Raw genomic sequence first — 23,128 nt, forward strand, 5'->3', positions numbered from 1 at the left:
AGATTTTTCCCGAGCGTTGCGGCGTTGACACCACCGGTTGGTGAACTCTGGCGGTCACTCGCCCGTCGTCGAAGGATCGGTTCTTGGCTCCCACGCTCAAACTCGCGCTCGACCTGTCGTTCACGCACACCGAAGGTGCCTGGCGTAACCCAGGGTCGTGGGTGAACTATCCCTATTACACCCAGCCGGACATCTGGGAGGACGTCGCCCGGGTCGCAGAGCGTGGCTGCATCGACATGGTGTTCTTCGGTGACGGCGTCGGGATTCCCGACACCTGGGAGGACAGCATCGATGCCGCGGTGAAATGGGGGCTGCAATGGCCGCGCCACGACATGAGCCCGACGATTGCGCTGATGTCGCGGGTCACCAAGCACCTGGGGTTCGGGCTCACCTTCTCGCCCACGTACATGCACCCGTATTACGTTGCCCGCCATGTCGCGTCACTGGACCACGTGACAGGCGGCCGGATGGCGCTGAATTTGGTGACCTCGGCACGTAGGTCCGACGCGGCCAACTTCGGGTTCGACGAACTGATGGAGCACGACAAGCGTTACGAGCGCGCCGACGAGTTCATCGACGTGCTCAAGGGGCTTTGGAGCAGCATCGAGCCGGACGCGATCATGCTGGACCGCGAGACCGGGGAGTTTGCCGACCCTGCGAAGGTGCACTACCTGAACCACGAAGGCGACTTCTTCAACGTCAAGGGTCCGCTGAACATGCTGCCGTCGCCGCAGTACTACCCGCCGTTGATTCAGGCGGGCGCGTCGCCGCGGGGGTTGAAGTCGTTCGCCCGCAACGCCGACATCGTGTTCGTCTCTCGCCCCTCGGCCTCGGGCATGGTGAAGTTCCGCGCCCAGCTCGACGAGCATCTGGCCGAGGTGGGCCGCACCCCCGAGGAAATCCAGGTGTTGTGGCCGGTGCACCCCATGATGGGCGAATCTACCCAACATGCAAAGGAATTGGAGGCCCAGCTGATCGAGTCGGTGCCGCTGGAAGCCGGCGGTGTGTTCATGGCGCACAAGAGCGGATTCGACTTCTCGACGCTGCCGCAGACCTTCACCATCGAAGAGGCCACCGCGGCCATCCAGGCGGCCAACGGGTCGACGGCCTATCTGCCGAAGATGGCGGAGATGGTGGGACCGGGTGAGTTGTTGACCAAGAAGATGTTCCAACAGCTGGGCCGCGAGACGATGATCGCCGGCGGGCCGACGCTCTACGGCACCGCCACCGACATCGCCGATCAGATCTGCGATCTGCACGCCCAGACCGGAGCAGGCGTCGGGTTCATGATCTCCATCATCAACTTCATGCCCCGCAACGCCGTGGACTTCGTGGAGAAGGTGGTGCCGATTCTGCAGAAGCGCGGGGTGTTCAAGACCGGCTACGGCGCCGGCACGACTCTGCGCGACAACCTCGGCATTCCGCTGAAGCGCTGGAAATCACCGGCATGAGTGCCGCCCTGCAGTCCTGGGCCTGCCGTGACAGGCTGCCTGGTGTGAACGCCATGCCGGGATTGCACCGGGCACCATCGCCTCTGCAGACCTCGTCGCGGCGGGTCTACGAATTGCTGCGTTCGGCCATCCGGACGGGCTACCTGCCCGCAGGCACCCAGCTGGTCGAGTTCGAGCTGGTCAAAACTCTGTCCACCAGCCGCAACGCACTGCGAGTGGCGCTGCAACTGCTGGCTGACGAGGGTGTGGTGGAGCGCAATCCCCGCAGCGGCACCTTCATCACCTCGGCCATGGTGCAGATCACCCTCAATGAGCTGGATCCCGATGCCCGGGTGCGGACGTCGGGTCGGATCGCCGATCTTCCGCCGACCGAGCTGTTCGACGAACAGCTGCTCGACGAACGGGTGATCCCCGCGTCGCCCTACATCCGACGACGGATGTGCACCGACGACGAGTTCGTGCTGATGCACGAACGACTGATCAGCGTGCGGGGCGAGCCGCACCACGTGTGGCTGGGATATGTCAGTGCCGACGTCGACTACGCGACGGTGCGGCCCAACGGTGATCGCGAGTCCATTTTCCTGGAACGGTTCGGGGTCGAGTACAGCCATGCCGAAGAGAGCGTGGAAGCAGTGCCGTGCGACCCACGCACCAGCAGCCTGCTCAGGGTTGCGCCGGGGTCACCGATCCTGTTGTGCGAGACCCTGATGTACGACGTGGACGGACGTATCCGCGAGTTGCGCTTCCGCTACAACCGCGGTGACCGCACCTCGTACAAGGTCGACCGCGCTAGCCCGTCGCGTCGAGGATCTTGATGGCGAACACCAGTGAGTCGCCGGGCTGGATGCCGGCGGCGGGCTGACCTTCGGGGTAGCCGTCGGCCGGAGTCATCGCCACAGCCACGGTGGAGCCGACGGTCTGCCCGGCGATGGCCTTCTGGAATCCGGTCACCACGCCGGTCAACGGGAAGTCCACCGGGGCGCCGCGCTGGTAGCTGCTGTCGAACACTGTGCCGTCACGGCCGTTGACACCCATGTAGCAGACCAGCACGGTGGCGGTGTCGGAGACCACCGGGCCCGCACCGGCCTGCAGCGTGTGGACCTGCGTCTCGGCCACGCTGAACGGTCCCTGCACGGAAACCAGGGGAGCCGCCGTGTCCGTGGATCCGGTGACCGCGACGCTGCCGGTGGTTCCCGGCAGCGTCCATTCCGGTGCCGTGCCTTCGGCGGGTGCGCCGGTGGGGCAACCGCTGGCCTGGGGCGCCGGTGCCGCCTCGGTGGTGTTCATGTCGACCACGGACGACGCAGCAGGTGAGGCCGGTGCCTCGTTTCCTGTGTCGGAGCCGCAGGCGGAGAGGGTCACGGCCAGCGCCGCCACGGCGGCGGAAGTGCACACGCGGGAGAAGTTCACCCAGGCCACGCTACTAGCCGTGGCGGGCTCACCGGATTCCGGGACAGCAGCACCGGTACCGGTGTAGAGCTTCTGGGGAACTCAGTTCACCGGGTGACAGAGGAGCCGTGCTTCGATGACGATCAAGGCCGTGGTGGGAGCTTTGCTTGCCGGCGTACTGATGCTGGTGAGCCAGTCAGCCCCGGCGGTCGCGGCAGAATATCCGGCCGGCCCGGTGACCATGACGGCAGGAGCCAACCCCGGCAGCGGGTTCGACCTCACCATCCAAGCCGTGGTCGACACACTGACGCAGGAGCATCTTGTCGATGTGCCGCTGCCGGTGGAGTACCGTCCCGGCAACGTCGGAGCGGACTTCCTGGCCACCATGGTGCAGCAGTACGCGGGCCGCGACGACCAGGTGTCAGTGACCTCACTGTCGATGATGATGAACCAGCTCCGAGGGATTTCCCAGTACGGCTACAACGACGTCACCATGATCGCGAACCTCATGACGGAGTACTACGTCGTGTTCGTCGAACCCGGTTCTGAGTTCACCGATCTGGCCGGGCTGCTCACTGCGGTGTCGACCGACCCGGGCCGAGTAGTGGTGGGTGCCGCCACCGACGACGAGGCCCCGTTCGACCTCCTGGTGCGCGCGGCCGGAGGCGATCCGTCGGCGACGAGGTACCTCAGTCTGCAAGGTGGCGGCGATCAGAGTGCTGCACTGCGCAGCGGTGAGATCGGCGTTGCGGTCGCCGGGGTCAGCGAGGTCGTCGACCTGCTGAGCACCCGACAGCTGATCCCGTTGGCGGTGTTGGCCGAACAGCGGTTACCGGGCCTGGACGCACCCACCGCCCGCGAACTCGGATTCGACGTCACCCTGTCGAACTGGCGTGGGCTGTACGGGCCGCCGGGCATGCCGCAGTTCGCCGTCGACTACTGGCGCCAGGTACTGGCGAGGATGGTGGCAACGCCCACCTGGTCTCACATCGCCGAACAACGGCAGTTCACGACCAGGTTCATGACCGGTGACGAGTACGAAACGTTCCTGGCGGAGACTCAAGCCGATGTCACGACTGCCCTGGGGGAGGCGGGCCGATGAAAGACCGGGTATCGACCGACGTACAGCCTGCGCTGTTCATCGACGGTACCTGGCGCCTGGCGGCCGAGGGGGCAGCACGTGAGGTGATCAACCCCGCCGACGGTAGCGTCGTCGCTGTGGTGGCCGAGGCCGGCGCCGCCGACGCCCGCTCCGCCGTGGCGGCAGCTCGGGCCGCCTTCCCCGCGTGGTCGGCCACTGCGGTGTCCGAGCGGGTGCTGATCCTGGAGCGCATCGCCGAGCTGCTGCTGCGCGACCGTGACGAGATCGCCAGAATCGAGACTCTGGATACCGGAAAAACGTTGCGCGAAAGCCACATCGATATCGACGACGTGGTATCTGTGTTTCGGTACTACGCCCGGCTGGCCGCGGTCCAGTCCGATCGGGTGGTCGACGTGGGCAACCCGGCGATTGTGAGCCGGGTGGTGCGCGAGCCGGTCGGTGTGTGCGTCCTGATCGCCCCGTGGAACTACCCGCTGCTGCAGATCGTGTGGAAGATCGCCCCGGCTCTGGCGGCCGGGTGCACCATGGTGGCCAAACCCAGTGAGGTGACGCCATTGAGCACCATCGCGCTGGTGCGCCTGGCCGACGAAGCCGGGGTGCCTGCCGGCGTGCTCAACCTCATCCAGGCCAGCGGTGCCGCCGTGGGCGGCGCCCTGATCGACAACGCCGACGTCGACATGGTCTCCTTCACCGGCGGCGCCGCCACCGGAGCGCTGATCGCCGCCACTGCCGCACCACATGTCAGCCGGGTGGCACTCGAACTGGGCGGCAAGAACCCGCATCTGGTGTTTGCGGATGCGGAGTGGGACAGTGCGGTCGACGCCGTGGTCACCGGAGTGTTCCTGCATTCGGGACAGGTGTGCTCCTCGGGCACCAGGCTGATCGTCGAGGAGTCGATCGCCGACGACCTGGTGGCGGCCGTGGTGGCGCGGGCGGAGAAGATCCGCTACGGCGACGGTCTGGACCCCGCCAGTCAGACCGGTCCATTGGTGTCGATGGCACATCGTGACAAGGTGGAAGCCTATGTGGCGCTGGGAATCTCCGAAGGGGCTGTACTGAGGACCGGCGGTCGAAGGCCGGCCGATCCTGCGCTGGCTGCAGGCAGCTTCTACCCGCCGACCGTCTTCGACCGCTGTGATCGCAGTATGCGCATCGTCACCGAAGAGACCTTTGGGCCCATCCTGACCGTCGAACGTTTCACCACCGAGGAGCAGGCCATCGAACTGGGCAACGACACAACCTACGGACTGGCAGCAGCAGTACGCACCGGCGACACCGCCCGCGCCGAACGAGTGGCGCGGGCGCTGCGGCACGGCACGGTGTGGGTCAACGACTTCGGGGTCTACACAGCGGGCGCCGAATGGGGTGGCTTTGGACGGTCGGGCAACGGCCGCGAGTTGGGCCCGACCGGCCTGGCCGAATACCAGGAACTGAAACACATCTGGACCAACACTGCTCCCAGTGAGGTGGGCTGGTTCTAGCGAAGGGGAACGCGTGACATGACCACATCGGCGGAGAAGTCGTCTGACGACCACGGAATGGCGGACTTCGGCTATCGGGAGTCGCTGGACCGCAGCATCGGGAAGTTCGCCAGCTTCGCGGCCGGCGTCAGCTACATCTCGATACTCACCGGCACATTCCAGCTCTTCTACTTCGGCTACGGAACAGCCGGCCCCGCTTACCTGTGGTCATGGCCGCTGGTGTTTGTCGGGCAGATGGCCGTGGCGTTGTGTTTCATGGAACTGGCCGCCAAGTACCCGATCGCCGGATCGGTGTACAACTGGTCGAAGAAGTTGGCCAGCAAGCTGATCGGATGGTCGGCGGGGTGGTTGATGCTCACCGCGTCCATTGTCACCATCTCAGCGGTTGCTCTTGCCTATCAGCTGAACCTGCCCCGGATCTGGAGCGGATTCCAGATCATCGGTGACGGCACCGGCCAATATGACTATGCGGCGAACGCGGTGCTTCTTGGCACCGTTCTGATCGCTTTCACCACCATCGTCAATGCCGTGGGCGTGAAACTGATGGCCAGGATCAACAGCACGGGGGTTTTCATCGAACTGATCGCCGCCGTGCTCATCGCGTTCCTCTTGGGGATCAACATCAAACGTGGACCCGATATCTTCTTCTCGGCCGACGGTTATGGCACCGAGGAGAGTATGGGTTTCCTGGGGGCATTCCTGATCGCGTCGTTGGCCTCCGGTTACGTGATGTACGGCTTCGACACCGCCGCCTCGCTGGGGGAGGAGACGGTGGAACCGCGGCGCACTGCACCCAAGGCCATCGCCAGAGCCATTCTCGCCTCCTTTGTGATCGGCGGCGCCATTCTGGTTTTCGCGGTGATGGCTGCGCCGAACCTGCAAGATCCCGCACTCGGTGAGAGCAGCGGCGGCCTGCAGTACATCGTGGAGCAGGTGATGTGGGGCCCGCTGGGCACCATCTTCTTGATCTGCATCGTGATCGCGGTGACGGTCTGCACCTTGGCCGTGCACACCGCCGCGATCCGACTGTCGTTCGCAATGGCACGGGACAACGCGCTGCCGTTCGGTGAACGGTTGGCGACGGTGAACCCCAAGTCGCAGACACCGATCGTGCCTGCGGTCGTCATCGGCGTTGTCGCGGTGATCATCCTGGTGATCAACATCGGTCAGCCCAAGATCTTCACGGTGCTGACCTCCATCGCCATCATCATGATCTATCTGGCTTACCTGATGGTGACCGGGCCGATGCTCAAGAAGCGGCTGCAAGGTCAGTGGCCGCCACAGGATCTCAAAGAGGGTGGCTACTTCACGATGGGTCGATGGGGTCTGCCGGTCAACATCGTGGCCGTGGCGTGGGGCGTCGGGATGGCGCTGAACCTGGCGTGGCCGCGGTCAGCGGTGTACGGCGAGCCCTGGTACAACACCTGGGGCGCATTCGTCTACATCGGGGTGATCTTTGGAGCCGGACTGGTGTGGTACGCGGTCAAGGGGCGCCACCACATCGGCTGCCTGCAATCGCACCGCAGCGAACAGATCGATCACAGTTGATGTCGGACAACACCTTTGACTACGTGATCGCCGGTGGTGGAACCGCAGGATGTGTGCTTGCCGCCCGATTGTCGGAGGATCCGTCGGTGAGGGTCTGTCTGGTGGAGGCCGGCCCCAGCGATGTAGGTGACCCGAACATCCTGGTGCTCGAAGACTGGATGCACTTGCTGGACTCGGGCTACGACTGGGACTACCCGGTGGAGCCGCAGGAGAAGGGCAACAGTTTTCTGCGCCACGCCCGCGCGAAGGTGCTCGGTGGGTGCTCGTCGCACAACTCGTGTATCGCCTTCTGGCCGCCTGCGGAGGGCTTGGCCGAGTGGGAGGCCATGGGAGCGGCCGGCTGGACGGACCTGCACCACTACGTGAAGCGCGTGGAGCGCAACGACGCCGACGGTGATCACGGCAGGGACGGCCCTGTCCGGCTGCGTGACGTCCCCCCAGAGGATCCCTGTGGTGTCGCGGTGCTGGAGGCCGCCGCGAAGGTCGGTCTGCCCACGGTGCAGTTCAACAGGGGCTCGACGGTGCTCAACGGCGCCGGCTGGTTCCAGATCAACGCCGCCGAGGACGGCACCAGGATGTCGACGTCCCACGCCTACCTGCACCCCATTCTCGACACCAGGGCCAATCTCGAGGTGCGTACCGGTTCGTGGGTCAGCGAAGTGCTGTTCGACAGCGACAACGCTGCCACAGGTGTGCGGTACCAGCGACCTGATCTGACTGGGCACGACGTGGTGCAGGCCCGCCGCGAGGTGGTGCTCACCGCCGGCGCGATCGACACCCCCAAACTTCTGATGCTGTCGGGAATCGGCCCGGCGCAACATCTTCGCGACTTCGGTATTTCCGTGCGTGTCGATTCGCCCGGTGTCGGATCCAACCTCGACGATCACGTCGAGGGTCTGGTGTTCTGGGAGGCGTCTCGGCCCATGGTGACGACATCGACGCAGTGGTGGGAGATCGGGCTGTTCGCCACCACGGTGGACGGGTTGGGTCAACCTGATCTGATGATGCACTATGGCAGTGTGCCTTTCGACATGAACACCTTGCGTTGGGGCTATCCGACGACGGACAACGGCTTCTGTCTGACTCCCAACGTCACTCAAGGCAAGTCCCGGGGCACGGTGCGGTTGCGCTCGCGGGACTTTCGCGATCGAGCCAGAGTGGATCCCCGGTATTTCACCGACCCAGAAGGGCACGACGAAACGGTGATGCTGGCAGGAATCAAACTGGCCCGCCGGATCGCCGCGCAGGATCCGCTGCGCCCGTGGATCAGCCGCGAGCTGGCGCCGGGCCCGGATGCGGTGACCGACGACGAGTTGATCGACTACATGCACAAGACCCACAACACCGTCTACCACCCGGCGGCCACCGCGCGGATGGGGGCGACCAACGATCCGATGGCGGTGCTGGACTCGCAGCTGCGCGTCAAAGGGGTGCAGCGGCTGCGGGTGGTCGACGCCTCGGCGATGCCGAAACTGCCCGCCGTCAACCCGAACATCACCGTGATGGCGATGGCCGAGAAATGCGCCGACCTGATGCGTGGTTGACTGGGCTGCCACGTCCGCGTGCCGAGCCTCCAGCGTTGGGCTCGCCGGGTGCCCCGGGCCACGAGTCCATTCGGGCCGATCAGCGCGGCGGCGCTGTCACACTACGGGGATGAGTGCGCGGGTGGCCGTGATCGGAGCGGGACCGGGAGGCCTCGTCACGGCACGCTGGCTGCTGTCGCAGGGTTTCGAACCGGTGATCTTCGAGCAGGGCACGACGCTGGGCGGGCAGTGGACCGGGGAGGCCGGCCGCAGCGGGGTGTGGCCGCAGATGCATACCAACACCAGCCGCATCCTGACCTCGTTCAGTGACCTCGCCCCGGGCGACGGCGCGGTGTTCCCGCGAAATCAGGATGTTCTGGACTACCTGCGGCGCTACGCCCGCGCGTGGGATCTGCAGCGTCGCATCCGGTTCGGCACTTCGGTGGTGAGCCTGCGTCGCGACGCAGGCTCATGGTTGGTGGCCTACGCCGGGGGAGTCGAACCGTTTGAACGAGTTGTGGTGGCAACCGGTCGCTTTCGCGCCCCGGTGATTCCCGCGATCAACGGACTCGGCACCTTCGCGGGCCAGGTGTCCTCGGCCTTCGAGTTCCGCGGGGCGGATGCCCATGAGGATCGACGAGTACTGGTGGCGGGCTGCGCGGTGAGTGCGTTGGAGATCGCTGCCGAGCTGGCCCAGCGCGGAGCGGCCCAGGTGGTCCTGACCCAGCGTCGCCAGCGCTACGTCCTGCCCAAATTCGCCGCGGGCGTACCGTCGGACCATCGGATCTTCACCCGCTACGGCGCGCTGGCCGCAGAGCTGTTGGAGCCGGCGGAAGTGGACCGGCAACTCAGGGAGATCGTCGTCGAGGCGAACGGCAGCCCCGAACAGTACGGTGCGCCGGCACCGGACCCTTCGCTGTTCGCCGCCGGGGTGACATTGAGCCAGCACTATCTGCCGCTGGTGGCCGAAGGCCGAATCAATGTACGGCCGTGGATTGATCACATCTCCGGAAACGCGGTGACATTCACCGACGGAGCCACGGAGCAGTTCGACACCATGGTCTTCGGGACCGGCTTCCGGCTGGACCTGCCGTTCCTGAGCGACGAGGTGCGACGCATCCTCGGACTCGACGACGTCCACCTCGACGCCGACAGGTACACCTTCCATCCTGATCTGCCTGGTCTGGCGTTCTGCGGGTTCTGGGACCAATCCGGCGGTTACTTCGTGCCGCTCGAGTTGCAGGCGCGTTGGATCGCCTACACCTGGGGCGGCACTGTGGCAGCCGTCACTGAGGCTGAACAGCGGGCGGCGATCGCCACGTACCGGGCTCGTCGCGGTTTGTCTCAGAAGACCCGGATGAACGTGGCGGCCGTGACCTTCGCCCGAGCCGCTGGTGTGGAACCCACACTGGCGAACTGGCCCCAGCTGCGTCGGGCCCTGCTGTTCGGGCCGCTGGCTCCGAGCGCCTTCCGCTTGGAGGGCCCCGATGCTCTGCCGGACGCCGTGACTCGATTCAAGGCCGACGCCGCCGCATTCGGTGCCATCGTGTCCGCCGAGCTCACCGCGCGCGAGCTGACATACAGCGCGCTGCTGGGCTGATCAGGCCGAGGTGGTCGCCTTGTCGTCATCGACATCGACGTCGGGAGCTTTCGATCTCTCGGCGATGGACGACACGTAATCGGCGGACTCGTGCTCGCGATCCTTGAGGTACTGCCGCAGCGAGTACACAAACGCGGCGATCCAGACCACGACGATCACCACATAGAAACCCCAACGCACGCCATCGCCGGCGTCGATGAAGTCACTGCGCAGCAGGCTGCGGGTGTTGGTCAGCACGATCAGACCACCCACGGAGGCGCCGAGCAGGCGCGGCGGAATGTGCCGGACGAGCCAGGCCGCCACGGGCGCCGCGATGACGCCACCGGCCAGGATGGCCAGTACCCATCCGACGTTGATGCCCTGAGTGCCCAGGCTCAAGATGAAGCCCAGGCTGGCGGCGATCGCGATGACGAACTCGCTGGTGTCGATGGAGCCGATGACCTTGCGCGGCTCGATACGTCCACTGGCCAGGATCGCCGGCGTACCGACCGGGCCCCATCCGCCGCCGCCTGTGGCGTCGACGAAACCGGCGAAGAAACCCAACGGGGTCAGGAAACGCTTGCGCAGCGGCTTGCCGAGGTTGTGACGCGAAATGCCTTGGAACGTGAACCGCACCAGGATGTAGACGCCGAGTACCAGCAGGATGATGGCCATGACCGGCGCAGCTGCCTGGGTGGACAGGCTGGACAGCACTGTCGCCCCGAGGAATGCGCCGACGGCGCCGGGCAGCGCGATACGCCGGACCACCTGCCAGTCGACGTTGCCGAACTTCCAGTGCGACACCCCGGAGATCAAGGTGGTCCCGATCTCGGCGAGGTGGACCGTGGCCGAGGCGGCAGCCGGGTTGGTGCCGATGGCCAACAGCAACGTGGTGGTGGTGACGCCGTAAGCCATGCCGAGGCTGCCGTCGACGAGTTGGGCGGCCAGGCCCACCAGGCCGATCAGGACGAGGGTCTTCACTGAGTAACTCCGTTGGTCTATCTGGAACTACGGAACGCGGGCAGCAGGACAATCAAGCAGCGTTCGGGCGGCGCCGGCCGGCCCAGGAGTTCAGCGACAACAGAGACAAGACGCCACACGCAGCAGATCGACAGCACGACGGCTGATCAGGTGCGCGGACATTCCATAATTCCTACCAGGAAACGCTTGGCTTCGCCAAAGCGACCCCACAGGCCGCCGCGGCAAACCGGCGTCACTGCTCGTGTATCCGCCGAAACCCTGTTGGGCAGCCAGGGTTTCGACGCCGACGGGAACAGCCTTGCGCAGATATGCGTCGAATGGCGCGAACGCGGCACTCAGCGGCAGAGTTCGAAGTGATATCCGGGTGCCGACGCCGCCACCAGATCACGGTCGCGCAGCACCACCGACGCCGGAGTATCGGGGTCGTCGCACATCTGCGCGAACGACCGCGGCAGGTTGTCGGTGTACTCGATGTCGATCACATGCGCGCCGTACACCGAGGTGAAGCTGTCGCATTCGAGGTAGGCGGCGCATTCCTCGGTGACGGCGAAGTCGAAGCCCGCCGCGCGGAACGTTGCTGCGTCCTCGGCGGCGTTCTTCTGCGCTGCCGCCAACCCGGCGCTGTGGGCGGCGGCCACCAGTTCGGCGGCCAGGGCCACCGCATCCTCGCGGCGCAGGGCTCCCCCTGAGCGGGTGTAGGTGTCCAGATTGTCGAATTCGACTGCTTGATAGCCCTTTTCGGCGCAGCCGGTGATCCACCGGCTCACCACTGCGGCGATGAGGGACCGCTGCTGCGCTGTCCTGGTGTCCAGCAGCACCTCGTCCGGCCAGTCCGGATCGTGGACCGGCTTGCCGTCGGACCCCCGCAGCAGCGCTTGGTCCGGCCAGGTGTCGAGTTCCCCCGGCTGGGTCTGAAAGCCGTTGACGTAGCAGATCGAGTAAGCCCCGGCGGGGGAGGCGCTGCGGTCACGGGCCACGATCGTCACCGGGGCAGGAGGTGGATAGGGCGCGCCCAGCTGGTAGTCGGGTGCCGCGGCGGGCGGGGGCAACATCACGTCGGCCGCGGCAGCGGGATGTGCGCCCAGGCTGGTCGCCGCGATGACGACCGCCGCGGTGACAGCCTGCAGTTTCACCCGGCACAGAGTAGTCGCGGTCAGGGACCTCCTGCTCCTCCACGAACAAACCCGCTGCGATAGGTTGTAAACATCCGTCACAAGCGGGAGCTTCGCCGAAATCTGACCAAGACTGACGCCGGGAGAACAACAACATGAGCGCCGAGCAGCCGACCATCATCTACACGCTGACCGACGAGGCGCCGTTGCTTGCGACCTATTCGTTCCTGCCGATCATCCAGGCTTTCTCGGATCCCGCCGGCATCAAAGTCACCACCAGCGACATCTCCCTGGCGGCGCGCGTCCTCGCCGAGTTCCCGGACTACCTGACCGACGAGCAGAAGGTGCCCGACAACCTCGCTGAACTGGGTCGGCTGACCGCGCTGCCCGAGACCAACATCATCAAACTGCCCAACATCAGCGCCTCGGTGCCTCAGCTTCTGGCCACCATCAAGGAACTGAGGGACAAGGGCTACGAGCTGCCCGACTACCCGTCGGAGCCCAAGAACGACGAGGAGAAGGAGCTCAAGCTCCGTTACGCCAAGTGCCTCGGCAGTTCGGTGAATCCTGTTCTGCGTGAAGGTAACTCGGACCGTCGCGCGCCCAAGGCGGTCAAAGAGTACGCCAGGAAGCACCCGCACAGCATGGGCGAGTGGTCGCAGGCGTCGCGCACCCACGTGGCCACCATGAAGGACGGCGACTTCTACCACGGTGAGAAGTCGATGACGCTGGACCGCGACCGTGACGTCCGGATGGAACTGGTCACCAAGAGCGGCGAGACCATCGTGCTCAAGGCTGAGACCAAGCTGGGCGACGGCGACGTCATCGAGAGCATGTACATGAGCAAGAACGCCCTGTGCGAGTTCTACGAGGCGCAGATCGAGGACGCCTACAAGACCGGCGTCATGTTCTCCCTGCACGTCAAGGCGACCATGATGAAGGTCAGCCATCCCATCGTGTTCGGCCACGCGGTGAAGATCTTCTACAAGGATGCCTTTGCCAAGCACCAGAAGGTGCTCGATGACCTCGGCGTCAACGTCAACAACGGCATGGTGGACCTCTACACCAAGATCGAGGCCCTGCCCGCCTCGCAGCGTGAAGAGATCATCAACGACATCCACGCCGTCCACGATCACCGGCCGGAGCTGGCCATGGTGGACTCGGCCCGCGGCATCACCAACTTCCATTCGCCCAGTGATGTCATCGTCGATGCGTCCATGCCCGCGATGATCCGCCTCGGCGGCAAGATGTACGGCGCTGACGGCCGCACCAAGGACACCAAGGCCGTCAACCCCGAGTCCACGTTCTCGCGGATCTACCAGGAAGTCATCAACTTCTGTAAGACCAACGGCCAGTTCGACCCGTCGACCATGGGCACCGTGCCCAACGTCGGTCTGATGGCGCAGAAGGCCGAGGAATACGGCAGCCACGACAAGACCTTCGAGATCTCCGAGCCCGGCACCGCCCAGATCGTCGACATCGCCACCGGCGAGGTGCTGATGAGCCAGGACGTCGAGACCGGCGACATCTACCGGATGTGCGTCACCAAGGATGCTCCTATCCAGGACTGGGTGAAGCTGGCCGTCACGCGTGCCCGCAACTCAGGGATGCCGGTGGTGTTCTGGTTGGACGTCGAGCGTCCGCACGAAAACGAACTGCGCAAGAAGGTCCGCAAGTACCTGGCCGATCACGACACCGAGGGACTCGACATCGAGATCATGTCGCAGGTGCGCGCCATGCGGCACACCCTCGAGCGGCTGATTCGTGGCCAAGACACCATCGCCGCCACCGGCAACATCCTGCGTGACTACCTCACCGACCTGTTCCCGATCCTGGAACTGGGTACCAGCGCCAAGATGCTGTCGATCGTGCCGCTGATGGCGGGCGGTGGCATGTATGAGACAGGTGCCGGCGGCTCCGCACCCAAGCACGTCAAGCAGTTGGTCGAAGAGAACCACCTGCGCTGGGATTCGCTCGGTGAGTTCCTGGCTCTCGGCGCCAGCTTCGACGATCTGGGCACCAAGACCGGAAACAAGCGCGCGACCTTGCTCGCCAAGACACTCGACGCCGCCACCGGCAAACTGCTGGACAACGACAAGAACCCGTCACGCAAGACCGGCGAGCTGGACAACCGGGGCAGCCAGTTCTACCTCGCGCTGTACTGGGCGCAGGAACTGGCCGCGCAGACCGAGGACGAGGCACTGGCCAAGCACTTCGGACAGCTTGCCGACACGCTGGCCGAGAACCAGGAAGCGATTCTCTCCGAGCTGGCCGACGTGCAGGGCAAGCCGGCCGAGATCGGTGGGTACTACCTCCCGGATCCGGAGAAGCTGCGTGAGGTGATGCGTCCGAGCAAGACGTTCAACGCCGCGCTGGAGGCGGCGCAAGCGTAGTTTCTTGCGCCGACGGGTGGCGCGTGTGGTTGGGGCGCTGGAGGCCGGACCGCGGACAACGGCTTTCAGCGCCTCCCTGAATTCACTGGTAGTGCCGCCGTCCGGCATGTTTGCCGAGCTAGGATCGCTGCGTGGGCCGGGTGGAGGCGTTGTGGCGCCAGGTCAAGGGTGCTCGGCGGTGGCCGGGCATCGCCATTCCCACGCTGATGGCTCGGGTCTCGGGTTGCTGTCTGGTCTTCGGTGGCGCCCTGATGGCATCACTGGCCACGTACACACCTTCTGAGTTCCGCCACGTCGGCGCGGTGTATGCCATCGCGGGTACGGCGCTGGTAGCCGGCATTGCGGCGCTGGTGACGGGGCGTCGGATCCGGTCGTGGCAGTTCCAGATCTTGGTGGCACTGGCCATCGTCTCGATCACCGCGACGATCAAGCTGGCCGATTCAGCGGTGATGGCCGTTGGTATCGCCACGTTGTACGCGGTGGTGGCCTTCGCCGCTTTCTTCCTGTCGTGGCCGCAGACCGTTGCCTACCTCGGTTTCTCGGTGCTGTGTTGTGCACTTGTTCTGCGCAGCACCGCGGGCGTGTCCCTGGCTGCGGCACTGATCGCGGCGAGCACCACCGCCATGATGGGCGCGGTCATCGCCAGCCTGGGTCAGCTGATGTCCAATTCCGAACGCGATCTGCTGACCGAATTGCCCAACCGGCACGGATTCGACCGGATCTTCGCCCACGCCGTAGACAGGGCACTGCTGGGCGGGCCCCGACCTGTGGTGGTGCTGCTGGCACTGGAAGGTCTCGACGACATCGGCGACAAGTACGGCCTGCATGCCGGTGACCAGTTGATCCGCAGCACCGTCGAGGGCTGGCGCTCGCTGTTGCGCCCCGAACACGTTCTGGCGCGCCTCGGAGACAGCGAATTCGCTGTCCTGCTGCCCAGTGGCACCGAACACGAGGGAGTGGCCATGAGCCACCGGATCCGCATGCAGACGGCCACCGGTTGTGGGGCCGGGGTCACCGCGTGGCAACCTGGCGAAGGGGCATCGGTGGTGCTCAGCCGTGCCGATGTCGCGCTGCGCCGAGCCAAGCGCGGCGGCCGCAACCGCACCGTGCTGGAGTCCGCGGGGACGCCAACGCTGGCGGCGGAGCTGGCAGAGGCCATCGAGTCGGAGCAGGTGGGCGTGCTGTACCAGCCGATCGTCAGTCTCGCCGAGGGCAATCCTGTCGTCGGCGTCGAGGCTCTGGCCCGTTGGAAGTCGCCGACACGGCCGGACCTGCAGATCTCGGAAGTCATCACCGTCGCCGAGAACAGCAACTTGATCTCCACGCTGGATCGCTACGTGCTGCGCCGCGCCTGCACCGATGTGCAACTGTTGCAACGCCAGCGAATCGACCAACCGCTCACCCTCACGGTCAACGTGTCCGGTCTTGAACTCATCGAAAAAGGTTATCCCGCAACGGTTTCCCAGATTCTGGCCGAGACCAACTGGCCGGCAGTGCAATTGGTGCTCGAGGTCACCGAGAGCGTTGTGGACGTCGACGCCCCGGCCTCGGTGGCGGCGCTGCGTGAGCTGCGCGGATACGGAGTCCGGGTCGCGATGGATGATTTCGGCACCGGCTACTCGACGCTGAGCCGCCTGCAGAACCTGCCCATCGACATCCTCAAACTCGACGCCTCGTTCACCGCGCGCACCGAGTTGGACCCCGAGTGCCCACCGCCGCCGCTACTGCAGGCCATCGCGGCGTTGGCGCGAGCTCTCGACCTGCCCGTTGTGGTCGAAGGGGTGGAGACCGAGCGGCAGGCACTGGCGTTGCGGCAGACTGGTTTCGCGATGGCACAGGGCTACTTCTTCGGCAAGCCCCAGGCGATCGAGAGCCTGGCGGATCTCCTCGCGGTGTCCTGAGATGTCAGGTAGTCCTACTCAATCGCACGGGCCAACGGATCGGCATGCTGATTCCATGCCGACCACCGAACTGACTCCCACCGCCGGACCTGTTGCCCGCACGCGCGACCGTGCCGTCGATGTTGCCCGGATCGCCGCGCTGCTGGTGGTGATGTTCGGCCACTGTGCGCTGCTGCTGGCCACCATCGATGACACCGGCGTGCGGATCGGGAACCTGCTGGGCGCATTGCCCGGTATCACCCCGATCACCTGGGTGGTGCAGGTGATGCCGTTGTTCTTCCTGGCCGGTGGTGCGGCAGGTGCCTACGGATGGCGTCCGGGTACGGCGTGGGGCACCTGGTTGCTCACCCGCACCCAGCGACTGTGCCGACCGGTGTTCTGGTACCTCGGGTTCTGGGCGCTCGCGTTGCTGGTGGCCCGGGTGGTGCTGGGTGCGGACTCCGCCGACGCACTGGGCCGAGAGGCCGTTGCCCTGTTGTGGTTCCTCGGCGTCTACCTGGTGGTGCTCGCCTTTGTTCCCGTCCTGACGCACATGCGGACCTGGCGTCCCATGGCCGCGATACTGGCCGGCCTGCTGGCGGCGGTGGCAGTGGTCGACATGATCCGCTTCAGCGTCGGTACACCGGAAGCCGGCTTGGCCAACTTCCTGACGGTGTGGCTGATCCCGGTGGTGATCGGTGTGGGCTATGCGCGGGCGTTGATCGGTGCGCGTTCGGCACTGGCGCTTGCCATAGCCGCCTTCACCGCACAGGTGCTGCTCGCCGTGTTCGGGCCCTACGAGGTGGCATTGGTGGTCACCGGCGTGGAGCACACCTCGAACGTCACTCCGCCGACGCTGCTGCTGGCGATGCAGTGCACCTGGATGTCGTTCCTGTTCGTTGCCGCCGCGGGTGCTGTCAACCGGTGGGCGGCGCGGCCCCGGGTATGGCGGGCGGTGGCAGTCGGCAACGGCGGTGCGATGACCCTGTATCTGTGGCACATCCCGGCCATCGCAGTCGCGGCGTTCTCCCTGAACGCTCTGGGACTGGACGCCTACGACGTGCACGCCCCGGGGTTCTGGGGGCTGCTGGCTCTTCGTGCGCTGGTGTTCGCCGTCGTGATGGGCGTGTTGTTCCGGGCACTCTCGCCGCTGGAACATCACCCACTGCCGTGGTGGGACTCCCCGGCGGCGGCGACCGGCGCCCGCTCCGTGACCGCGGGTGTGCTGGTGTGCGTGGCGGGAATCGCGGTGCTGCTGCTGGCCAAGCACGGTCTGGCCGGGGTGGTGGGCTGGACGTCGCTGGGAGCCTTCGTGGCCGCTTGCGCCGCGGCGCGGCTGGCCGGCTCGTAAACGCCCCGGCCCAGCCGGATCGCCCGGATTGGAACATCGGTGCCGATGCTCCGTACCCTTCGAGCGTGACCGCGGTCGATCCGGAGAAACTTCGCACCTGTCTCCAGGTGCTGTCTGATATCGAATCGCTGCCCCCGGAGCACCCTGACGCGGTGCAGGTACGGCGCGCCACTGCCAGGATCTGGAAGTCGGTGCGCAAAGCCCGCAGACATGCCAAACGCGACGAGATCGCTCTCGCCGACCGATCCGTCGTCGCCGCCACCGCCACAGGTGCGCCGGGACGCATCGATGACGAGACCCAGGGGTTGCCCCTGGTCTCCACCGCCGTCGGGGCCAGCGCAGGCACACTTCGGAGATCGCGTCCCTGTTATGTCTGCAAGGCGCACTACACCCTGGTCGACGCGTTCTACCACCAGCTGTGCCCGGAGTGCGCGGCGCTCAACCGTGCCAAGCGTGAGGCGCGCACCGATCTGACCGGGCGTACCGCTCTGCTGACAGGTGGTCGCGCCAAGATCGGCATGTACATCGCGCTGCGGCTGTTGCGTGACGGTGCCCACACCACCATCACCACCCGCTTCCCCAACGACGCGGTGCGTCGGTTCGCCGCGATGCCCGACAGTGCCGACTGGCTGCACCGGTTGTCCGTCGTGGGTATCGACCTGCGAGACCCGGCCCAGGTCATCGCCCTGGCCGACACCGTGGCGGCGCGCGGCCCACTCGACATCCTGATCAACAACGCGGCGCAGACCGTTCGGCGCGCGCCGGGCTCGTACGCTGCGCTGGTCGAGGGTGAGCGGACGCCTGCCCCGGAGCTCGTCTCGAAAGTGGCCGGAGTCATCACCTTCGACCATGTCAGCGACGCCCATCCCGCCGCGCTGGCGGGCAGCCTGGCTGAGCATCAGCAGCCTCACGCGGTCGCTGAACTCGCACTGCAGGCGCGCAGCGCCTCGCCGGAGCGCATCGCGGCTGGGACAGCGATCGACGCCGGTGGTCTGCTGCCGGACACCGCTGCGGTGAACAGTTGGACCCAGCGGGTGGACGAGGTGGATGCGCTGGAGCTGCTCGAGGTGCAGCTGTGTAATCAGACGGCGCCGTTCATCCTGGTGAGCAGGTTACGGCCGGCGATGGCGGCCTCGCCTGCGCGCCGCAAGTACGTGGTGAACGTCTCGGCGATGGAGGGCCAGTTCGGCCGTGCCTACAAAGGCCCCGGGCACCCGCACACCAACATGGCCAAGGCCGCACTGAACATGCTGACCCGGACCAGTTCGGGGGAGATGCTGTCCAGTGACGGCATCTTGATGACGGCAGTCGACACCGGGTGGATCACCGACGAGCGGCCTCATCCCACCAAGCTCCGGTTGGCCGAAGAAGGTTTTCACGCCCCGCTCGACCTGGTGGACGGCGCGGCGCGAGTGTATGACCCCATCGTTCGAGGTGAGGCTGGCGAGGACCTGCACGGGTGCTTCTTGAAGGATTACTCGCGCAGCGCCTGGTAGCGGTTTGCGCCGGTGTGCGGTTCGCCACTGGACCGTCGCGAACCGCACACCGTGTGGCTCAGGCGCAGTCTTCGCAGATCATCCGTTCTCCCACCTGGCGAGCCAGGCGGTGCCGGTGCTGCACCATGAAGCAGCTGGAACAGGTGAACTCGTCGGCCTGTTTCGGGATCACCCGGACGGTGAGTTCCTCACCGGACAGGTCCGCGTCGGGAAGCTCGAAGTCCTCGAGGTCTTCGTCGACGTCGATAACTGCGGTGGCGGCGTCGTTGCGCCGTCCCGCCAGCGCTTCCAGCGATTCGACTTCGGTGTCGTCGGAATCGGACTTGCGAGGTGCGTCGTAGTCGGTAGCCATCGAAATCCTCTCCAGGTTGGGGATGGTGGCAGTCGGACAACGCTGACATTCGCCCAAGTGTTCCCGGCTGGGGCGTCCGGTGTTGTCAGCCGGGTTCGGTAGGGTCTGCGCCGTGACATCAGAGCTGACCGTCAAGTCTGTAAACGCCCGTCTTGCTGAGGAACTGGCTGTGCGTGAGGGCCAGGTGGCTGCTGCTGTGCAGTTGCTCGACGAGGGGGCCACGGTTCCGTTCATCGCCCGCTACCGCAAGGAAGCCACCGACAGCCTCGACGACGGTCAGCTGCGCACCCTGGAGGAACGTCTCGGTTACCTGCGTGAGCTCGACGCGCGTCGCGCGGCGGTGATGTCGTCCATCGAAGAGCAGGGCAAACTCACCGACGAGCTGCGTGCGGCGCTGCTGGCCGCCGATTCGAAGGCCCGTGTCGAGGACATCTACCTGCCGTACAAACCGAAGCGGCGAACAAAGGCACAGATCGCCCGCGAAGCCGGGCTCGAGCCGCTGGCCGACCGTCTGCTCGCCGACCCGACGCTGGTTCCCGAGGACATCGCAGGCGAGTTCGTCACCGCAGAGGTCGAGGACGCGGCCAAAGCGCTCGAAGGAGCCCGACACATACTGGTGGAACGCGCCGCCGAAGATGCTGAACTGGTCGGCACCATCCGGGAGAAGTTCTGGACCGGCGGCACGCTGCGCACGGTGCCGTGGTCGGAAGAGGCGGCGAAAAGCCCTGCTGCGCAGAAGTTCCGGGACTATTTCGAGTATTCCGAGCCGCTCGAGAGCATGCCCTCCCACCGTGTTCTGGCGGTCATGCGCGGCGAGAAGGAAGAAGCCCTGTCCCTGCGATTCGACGGCGGCGACGAGGAGGGTTATCACCACCTGATCGCCCGGAGCCTGGGCATTGATCTGGGCGCCGGGGCGGCGGCCACCCCGTGGCTGGCCGCCTCGGTGGGGTGGGCCTGGCGCACCAAACTCGTGGTCGGCGCGTCCGTCGACGCGCGCCTGAAACTACGTCAGCGCGCTGAACTGGATGCCGTGGCGGTCTTCGCCAAGAACCTCAAGGACCTGCTGCTGGCGGCTCCGGCTGGAAACCGCACCACACTGGGGCTGGACCCGGGCTTTCGCACCGGGGTGAAGGTGGCCGTGGTAGACGCCACCGGCAAGGTGCTCGACAGCTGTGCCATCTTCCCGCATCAGCCGCAGAAACAGTGGGACCAGGCCAAGGCCGTCCTCGCGGCACTGGTCGCCCGCCATGGAGTGGAACTGATCGCGATCGGCAACGGCACCGCCTCCCGCGAGACCGACGCCCTGGCCACCGAGCTGATCGCCGACATCCGTGGCACGGGCGCCCAGGCGCCGGCCAAGGCCATGGTCAGCGAAGCCGGCGCCTCCGTCTATTCGGCGTCGGCGTATGCAGCCCGTGAACTGCCGGACTACGACGTCACCATCCGTGGCGCGGTGTCCATCGCCCGCCGGCTTCAGGATCCGCTGGCTGAACTCGTCAAGATCGAACCCAAGTCCATCGGCGTGGGCCAGTACCAGCATGACGTCACTCCGGGCACGCTGGCCCGCAGCCTCGATGCCGTCGTCGAAGACGCCGTGAACGCGGTGGGTGTGGACTTGAACACGGCGTCCGTACCGCTTCTGTCGCGAGTGTCCGGAGTGTCCGAAACGCTGGCCGAGGCCATCGTGGCCCATCGTGACAAGGCCGGCGCGTTCCGCAATCGCAAGGCGCTGCTGGAGGTTCCGCGGTTGGGACCCAAGGCATTTGAGCAATGCGCCGGGTTCCTGCGGATACGCGGGGGCGACGACCCGTTGGACGCCTCCGGTGTGCACCCCGAGTCGTATCCGGTGGTGCGCCGCATCCTGGACCGCTCCGGTGTCACCCTTGCCGAGCTGATCGGCAACGAGCGGGCACTGCGCTCGTTGCGTCCCGCGGAGTTCGCCGACGACCGGTTCGGCGTGCCCACTGTGACCGATATTCTCAGCGAGTTGGAGAAACCCGGCCGCGACCCGCGCCCGGCCTTCACCACCGCGACATTCGCCGCGGGTGTGGAGAAGGTGGCCGACCTCAAAGTCGGGATGGTGCTCGAAGGCGTCGTGACCAATGTTGCGGCCTTCGGCGCCTTCGTCGACGTCGGTGTCCACCAGGACGGGTTGGTCCATGTCTCGGCGATGGCTGATCGGTTTGTCTCCGATCCCCATGAGGTGGTCAAGTCCGGTCAGGTGGTCCGCGTGAAGGTGCTCGAGGTCGACGTCGAGCGCCAGCGGATCGGGCTGAGTTTGCGGCTGGGCGACGAACCGGCATCCGGCAGGGGCAAGCGTGCTGACCGGCCCGGGGGACAGGGCCGCAACGACGCGCCCAAAGAAGGCAAGCCGAATCGCAACGCGCCCCGGAACTCCAACCGCACCAACAACTCCGGCCGCAAGGGCGCCAGCCAACCCTCCGGGTCCATGGCGCAGGCATTGCGGGAAGCCGGGTTCGGGCGTTAGCCGCAGCGACGAAGGCGCCCCGGAGGGAAGGCTTGGCAACAAAGGTCCGAAGTCTTGGCCGCTCGCGTGTGTTAACCGCCGTTAGGAATGTGTTTCGTGGCTCGGCAGGGCGTTTACCGAGTCGCGCGCCAGGGGTAGCCCTGGAGGCATGAGCACCGGATTGGTGGAACTCCACGCCGCTGCGGACTCGCCTTCGGCCGCGCGCACAGTGATACGCCGAGGTGATTTCACCGGGCACACCAGCGGCCTGGCCAGGGGCTATGCGCAAGCCAACCTGGTGGTGCTGCCGGCCGACGCCGCTGCGAACTTCCTGCGTTTCTGTGTGGTCAACCAGCAGTCGTGCCCATTGATCGACATCACTTCGGCGGGCTCGCCGGAGCCCACCTACGCGGCGCCGGGTGCGGACCTTCGTACGGACCTGCCCCGTTACCGGGTATTCCGACACGGACGCCTGGTCGACGAGCCCACCGACGTCACGGCCCACTGGCGCCCGGACCTGGTCGCGTTTCTGCTCGGCTGCTCCTTCACCTTCGAGTGGGCACTCGCCGACGCGGGGCTTCCTGTCGCACATCAACTCCAGCACGTCAACGTGCCGATGTACGTGAGTGACCGGCGCTGTGAACCCGTCGCCCCGTTCGACGGGCCCACTGTGGTGTCCATGCGTCCGTTCCCGTCGCATCAGATCCCCGAGGTCACCGCCGTGACCGCACGCTTTCCCGCCATGCACGGCGCACCCCTGCACGTCGGGGACCCGGCCGCGCTGGGGATCGCGCGACTGGACCAACCGGACTTCGGCGACGCCGTCGAGTTGGCCCCCGGCGACGTACCGGTGTTCTGGGCCTGCGGCGTCACACCCCAGGTGGCGGTGCAGCGGGCCTGCCCGGAGTTGGCGATCTTCCACGACCCTGGCCACATGTTCATCACCGACCTGCCGCACAGTGCGTTCGATCTCCACGCCCATGTCCGCTAATCCAGGGTCCCGGGTGGCACTGGCGCTCTACG

The 23,128-nt window shown here is 66.0% G+C and carries 18 protein-coding genes; 13 read left to right on the top strand and 5 right to left on the bottom strand.

The annotated features are described in order from the left end of the window. The first annotated feature begins 83 nt into the window (after positions 1 to 83). Together BVC93_RS25595 and BVC93_RS25600 are read left to right on the top strand one after the other, a co-directional pair. Positions 84 to 1,451 carry an NtaA/DmoA family FMN-dependent monooxygenase gene (locus tag BVC93_RS25595; protein ID WP_192860104.1) on the top strand — a complete coding sequence of 456 codons (1,368 nt, stop codon included), beginning with the start codon at positions 84 to 86 and terminating at the stop codon, positions 1,449 to 1,451. Continuing rightward, positions 1,448 to 2,266, top strand: coding sequence for a GntR family transcriptional regulator (locus tag BVC93_RS25600; RefSeq protein WP_083739889.1), 819 nt, complete (start codon positions 1,448 to 1,450; stop codon positions 2,264 to 2,266). The genes BVC93_RS25595 and BVC93_RS25600 overlap by 4 nt, the downstream gene beginning before the upstream one ends. Here the strand turns inward: BVC93_RS25600 and BVC93_RS25605 are convergent. Then, positions 2,241 to 2,870 carry an FKBP-type peptidyl-prolyl cis-trans isomerase gene (locus BVC93_RS25605; RefSeq protein WP_442928976.1) on the bottom strand — a complete coding sequence of 210 codons (630 nt, stop codon included), beginning with the start codon at positions 2,868 to 2,870 and terminating at the stop codon, positions 2,241 to 2,243. The two genes, BVC93_RS25600 and BVC93_RS25605, sit on opposite strands and share 26 nt — an antisense overlap. 106 nt (positions 2,871 to 2,976) lie before the next feature. Between BVC93_RS25605 and BVC93_RS25610 the strand changes: the two genes are divergently transcribed. The 5 genes from BVC93_RS25610 (at position 2,977) to BVC93_RS25630 (ending at position 10,094) form a co-directional block, all read left to right on the top strand. Beyond that, on the top strand, positions 2,977 to 3,942 hold the full coding sequence (locus BVC93_RS25610) for a tripartite tricarboxylate transporter substrate-binding protein (RefSeq protein WP_083739890.1): 966 nt from the start codon (positions 2,977 to 2,979) through the stop codon (positions 3,940 to 3,942). Then, the gene (locus tag BVC93_RS25615; RefSeq protein WP_083739891.1) at positions 3,939 to 5,423 is read left to right on the top strand and encodes an aldehyde dehydrogenase family protein; all 1,485 of its coding nucleotides are present in this window, start codon (positions 3,939 to 3,941) and stop codon (positions 5,421 to 5,423) included. Before BVC93_RS25610 ends, BVC93_RS25615 begins: the two co-directional genes overlap by 4 nt. Before the next feature lie 18 nt (positions 5,424 to 5,441). Then, entirely contained in the window at positions 5,442 to 6,971 is a 1,530-nt protein-coding gene (locus BVC93_RS25620) for an APC family permease (RefSeq protein ID WP_083739892.1), read from the top strand. Beyond that, the gene (locus BVC93_RS25625) at positions 6,971 to 8,515 is read left to right on the top strand and encodes a GMC family oxidoreductase (protein WP_083739893.1); all 1,545 of its coding nucleotides are present in this window, start codon (positions 6,971 to 6,973) and stop codon (positions 8,513 to 8,515) included. Before BVC93_RS25620 ends, BVC93_RS25625 begins: the two co-directional genes overlap by 1 nt. Before the next feature lie 109 nt (positions 8,516 to 8,624). Beyond that, positions 8,625 to 10,094 (top strand): flavin-containing monooxygenase, encoded by a 1,470-nt coding sequence (locus BVC93_RS25630; protein WP_083739894.1) that lies wholly within the window; start codon positions 8,625 to 8,627, stop codon positions 10,092 to 10,094. Here the strand turns inward: BVC93_RS25630 and BVC93_RS25635 are convergent, their stop codons facing one another. From BVC93_RS25635 to BVC93_RS25640, 3 genes are all read right to left on the bottom strand, one after another. After that, positions 10,095 to 11,054, bottom strand: a complete 960-nt coding sequence (locus BVC93_RS25635) for a sulfite exporter TauE/SafE family protein (protein ID WP_083739895.1) — start codon at positions 11,052 to 11,054, stop codon at positions 10,095 to 10,097. 90 nt (positions 11,055 to 11,144) lie between these two features. Continuing rightward, the gene (locus tag BVC93_RS34840) at positions 11,145 to 11,216 is read right to left on the bottom strand and encodes a putative leader peptide (RefSeq protein ID WP_442929104.1); all 72 of its coding nucleotides are present in this window, start codon (positions 11,214 to 11,216) and stop codon (positions 11,145 to 11,147) included. Positions 11,217 to 11,389: 173 nt separating this feature from the next. Continuing rightward, complete coding sequence (locus BVC93_RS25640) at positions 11,390 to 12,187, bottom strand: endo alpha-1,4 polygalactosaminidase (RefSeq protein ID WP_236950119.1); 798 nt, start codon at positions 12,185 to 12,187, stop codon at positions 11,390 to 11,392. Between the two features lie 134 nt (positions 12,188 to 12,321). Here BVC93_RS25640 and BVC93_RS25645 point away from each other — a divergent pair, with 134 nt between their 5' ends. From BVC93_RS25645 to BVC93_RS25660, 4 genes are all read left to right on the top strand, one after another. Further along, positions 12,322 to 14,559, top strand: coding sequence for an NADP-dependent isocitrate dehydrogenase (locus BVC93_RS25645; protein ID WP_083739896.1), 2,238 nt, complete (start codon positions 12,322 to 12,324; stop codon positions 14,557 to 14,559). Between the two features lie 131 nt (positions 14,560 to 14,690). After that, complete coding sequence (locus BVC93_RS25650) at positions 14,691 to 16,460, top strand: putative bifunctional diguanylate cyclase/phosphodiesterase (protein ID WP_083739897.1); 1,770 nt, start codon at positions 14,691 to 14,693, stop codon at positions 16,458 to 16,460. Positions 16,461 to 16,515: 55 nt separating this feature from the next. Next, the gene (locus BVC93_RS25655; RefSeq protein ID WP_083739898.1) at positions 16,516 to 17,790 is read left to right on the top strand and encodes an acyltransferase family protein; all 1,275 of its coding nucleotides are present in this window, start codon (positions 16,516 to 16,518) and stop codon (positions 17,788 to 17,790) included. Positions 17,791 to 17,855: 65 nt separating this feature from the next. Then, a complete protein-coding gene (locus BVC93_RS25660) occupies positions 17,856 to 19,286 on the top strand; it encodes an SDR family oxidoreductase (RefSeq protein ID WP_083739899.1) in 1,431 nt (476 codons plus the stop codon). A gap of 58 nt (positions 19,287 to 19,344) precedes the next feature. On the opposite strand, the gene BVC93_RS25665 is transcribed toward BVC93_RS25660, so the two are convergent. Beyond that, positions 19,345 to 19,638, bottom strand: a complete 294-nt coding sequence (locus tag BVC93_RS25665; RefSeq protein WP_083739900.1) for a DUF4193 domain-containing protein — start codon at positions 19,636 to 19,638, stop codon at positions 19,345 to 19,347. A 112-nt stretch (positions 19,639 to 19,750) separates the two neighbouring features. Between BVC93_RS25665 and BVC93_RS25670 the strand changes: the two genes are divergently transcribed. Both BVC93_RS25670 and BVC93_RS25675 read left to right on the top strand, forming a co-directional pair. Further along, on the top strand, positions 19,751 to 22,126 hold the full coding sequence (locus BVC93_RS25670; RefSeq protein WP_083739901.1) for a Tex family protein: 2,376 nt from the start codon (positions 19,751 to 19,753) through the stop codon (positions 22,124 to 22,126). Positions 22,127 to 22,274: 148 nt separating this feature from the next. Further along, positions 22,275 to 23,096 (top strand): putative hydro-lyase, encoded by an 822-nt coding sequence (locus BVC93_RS25675; RefSeq protein ID WP_083739902.1) that lies wholly within the window; start codon positions 22,275 to 22,277, stop codon positions 23,094 to 23,096. Positions 23,097 to 23,128: the final 32 nt, after the last annotated feature.

It is taken from the genome of Mycobacterium sp. MS1601 (assembly GCF_001984215.1).
GTDB lineage: Bacteria > Actinomycetota > Actinomycetes > Mycobacteriales > Mycobacteriaceae > Mycobacterium.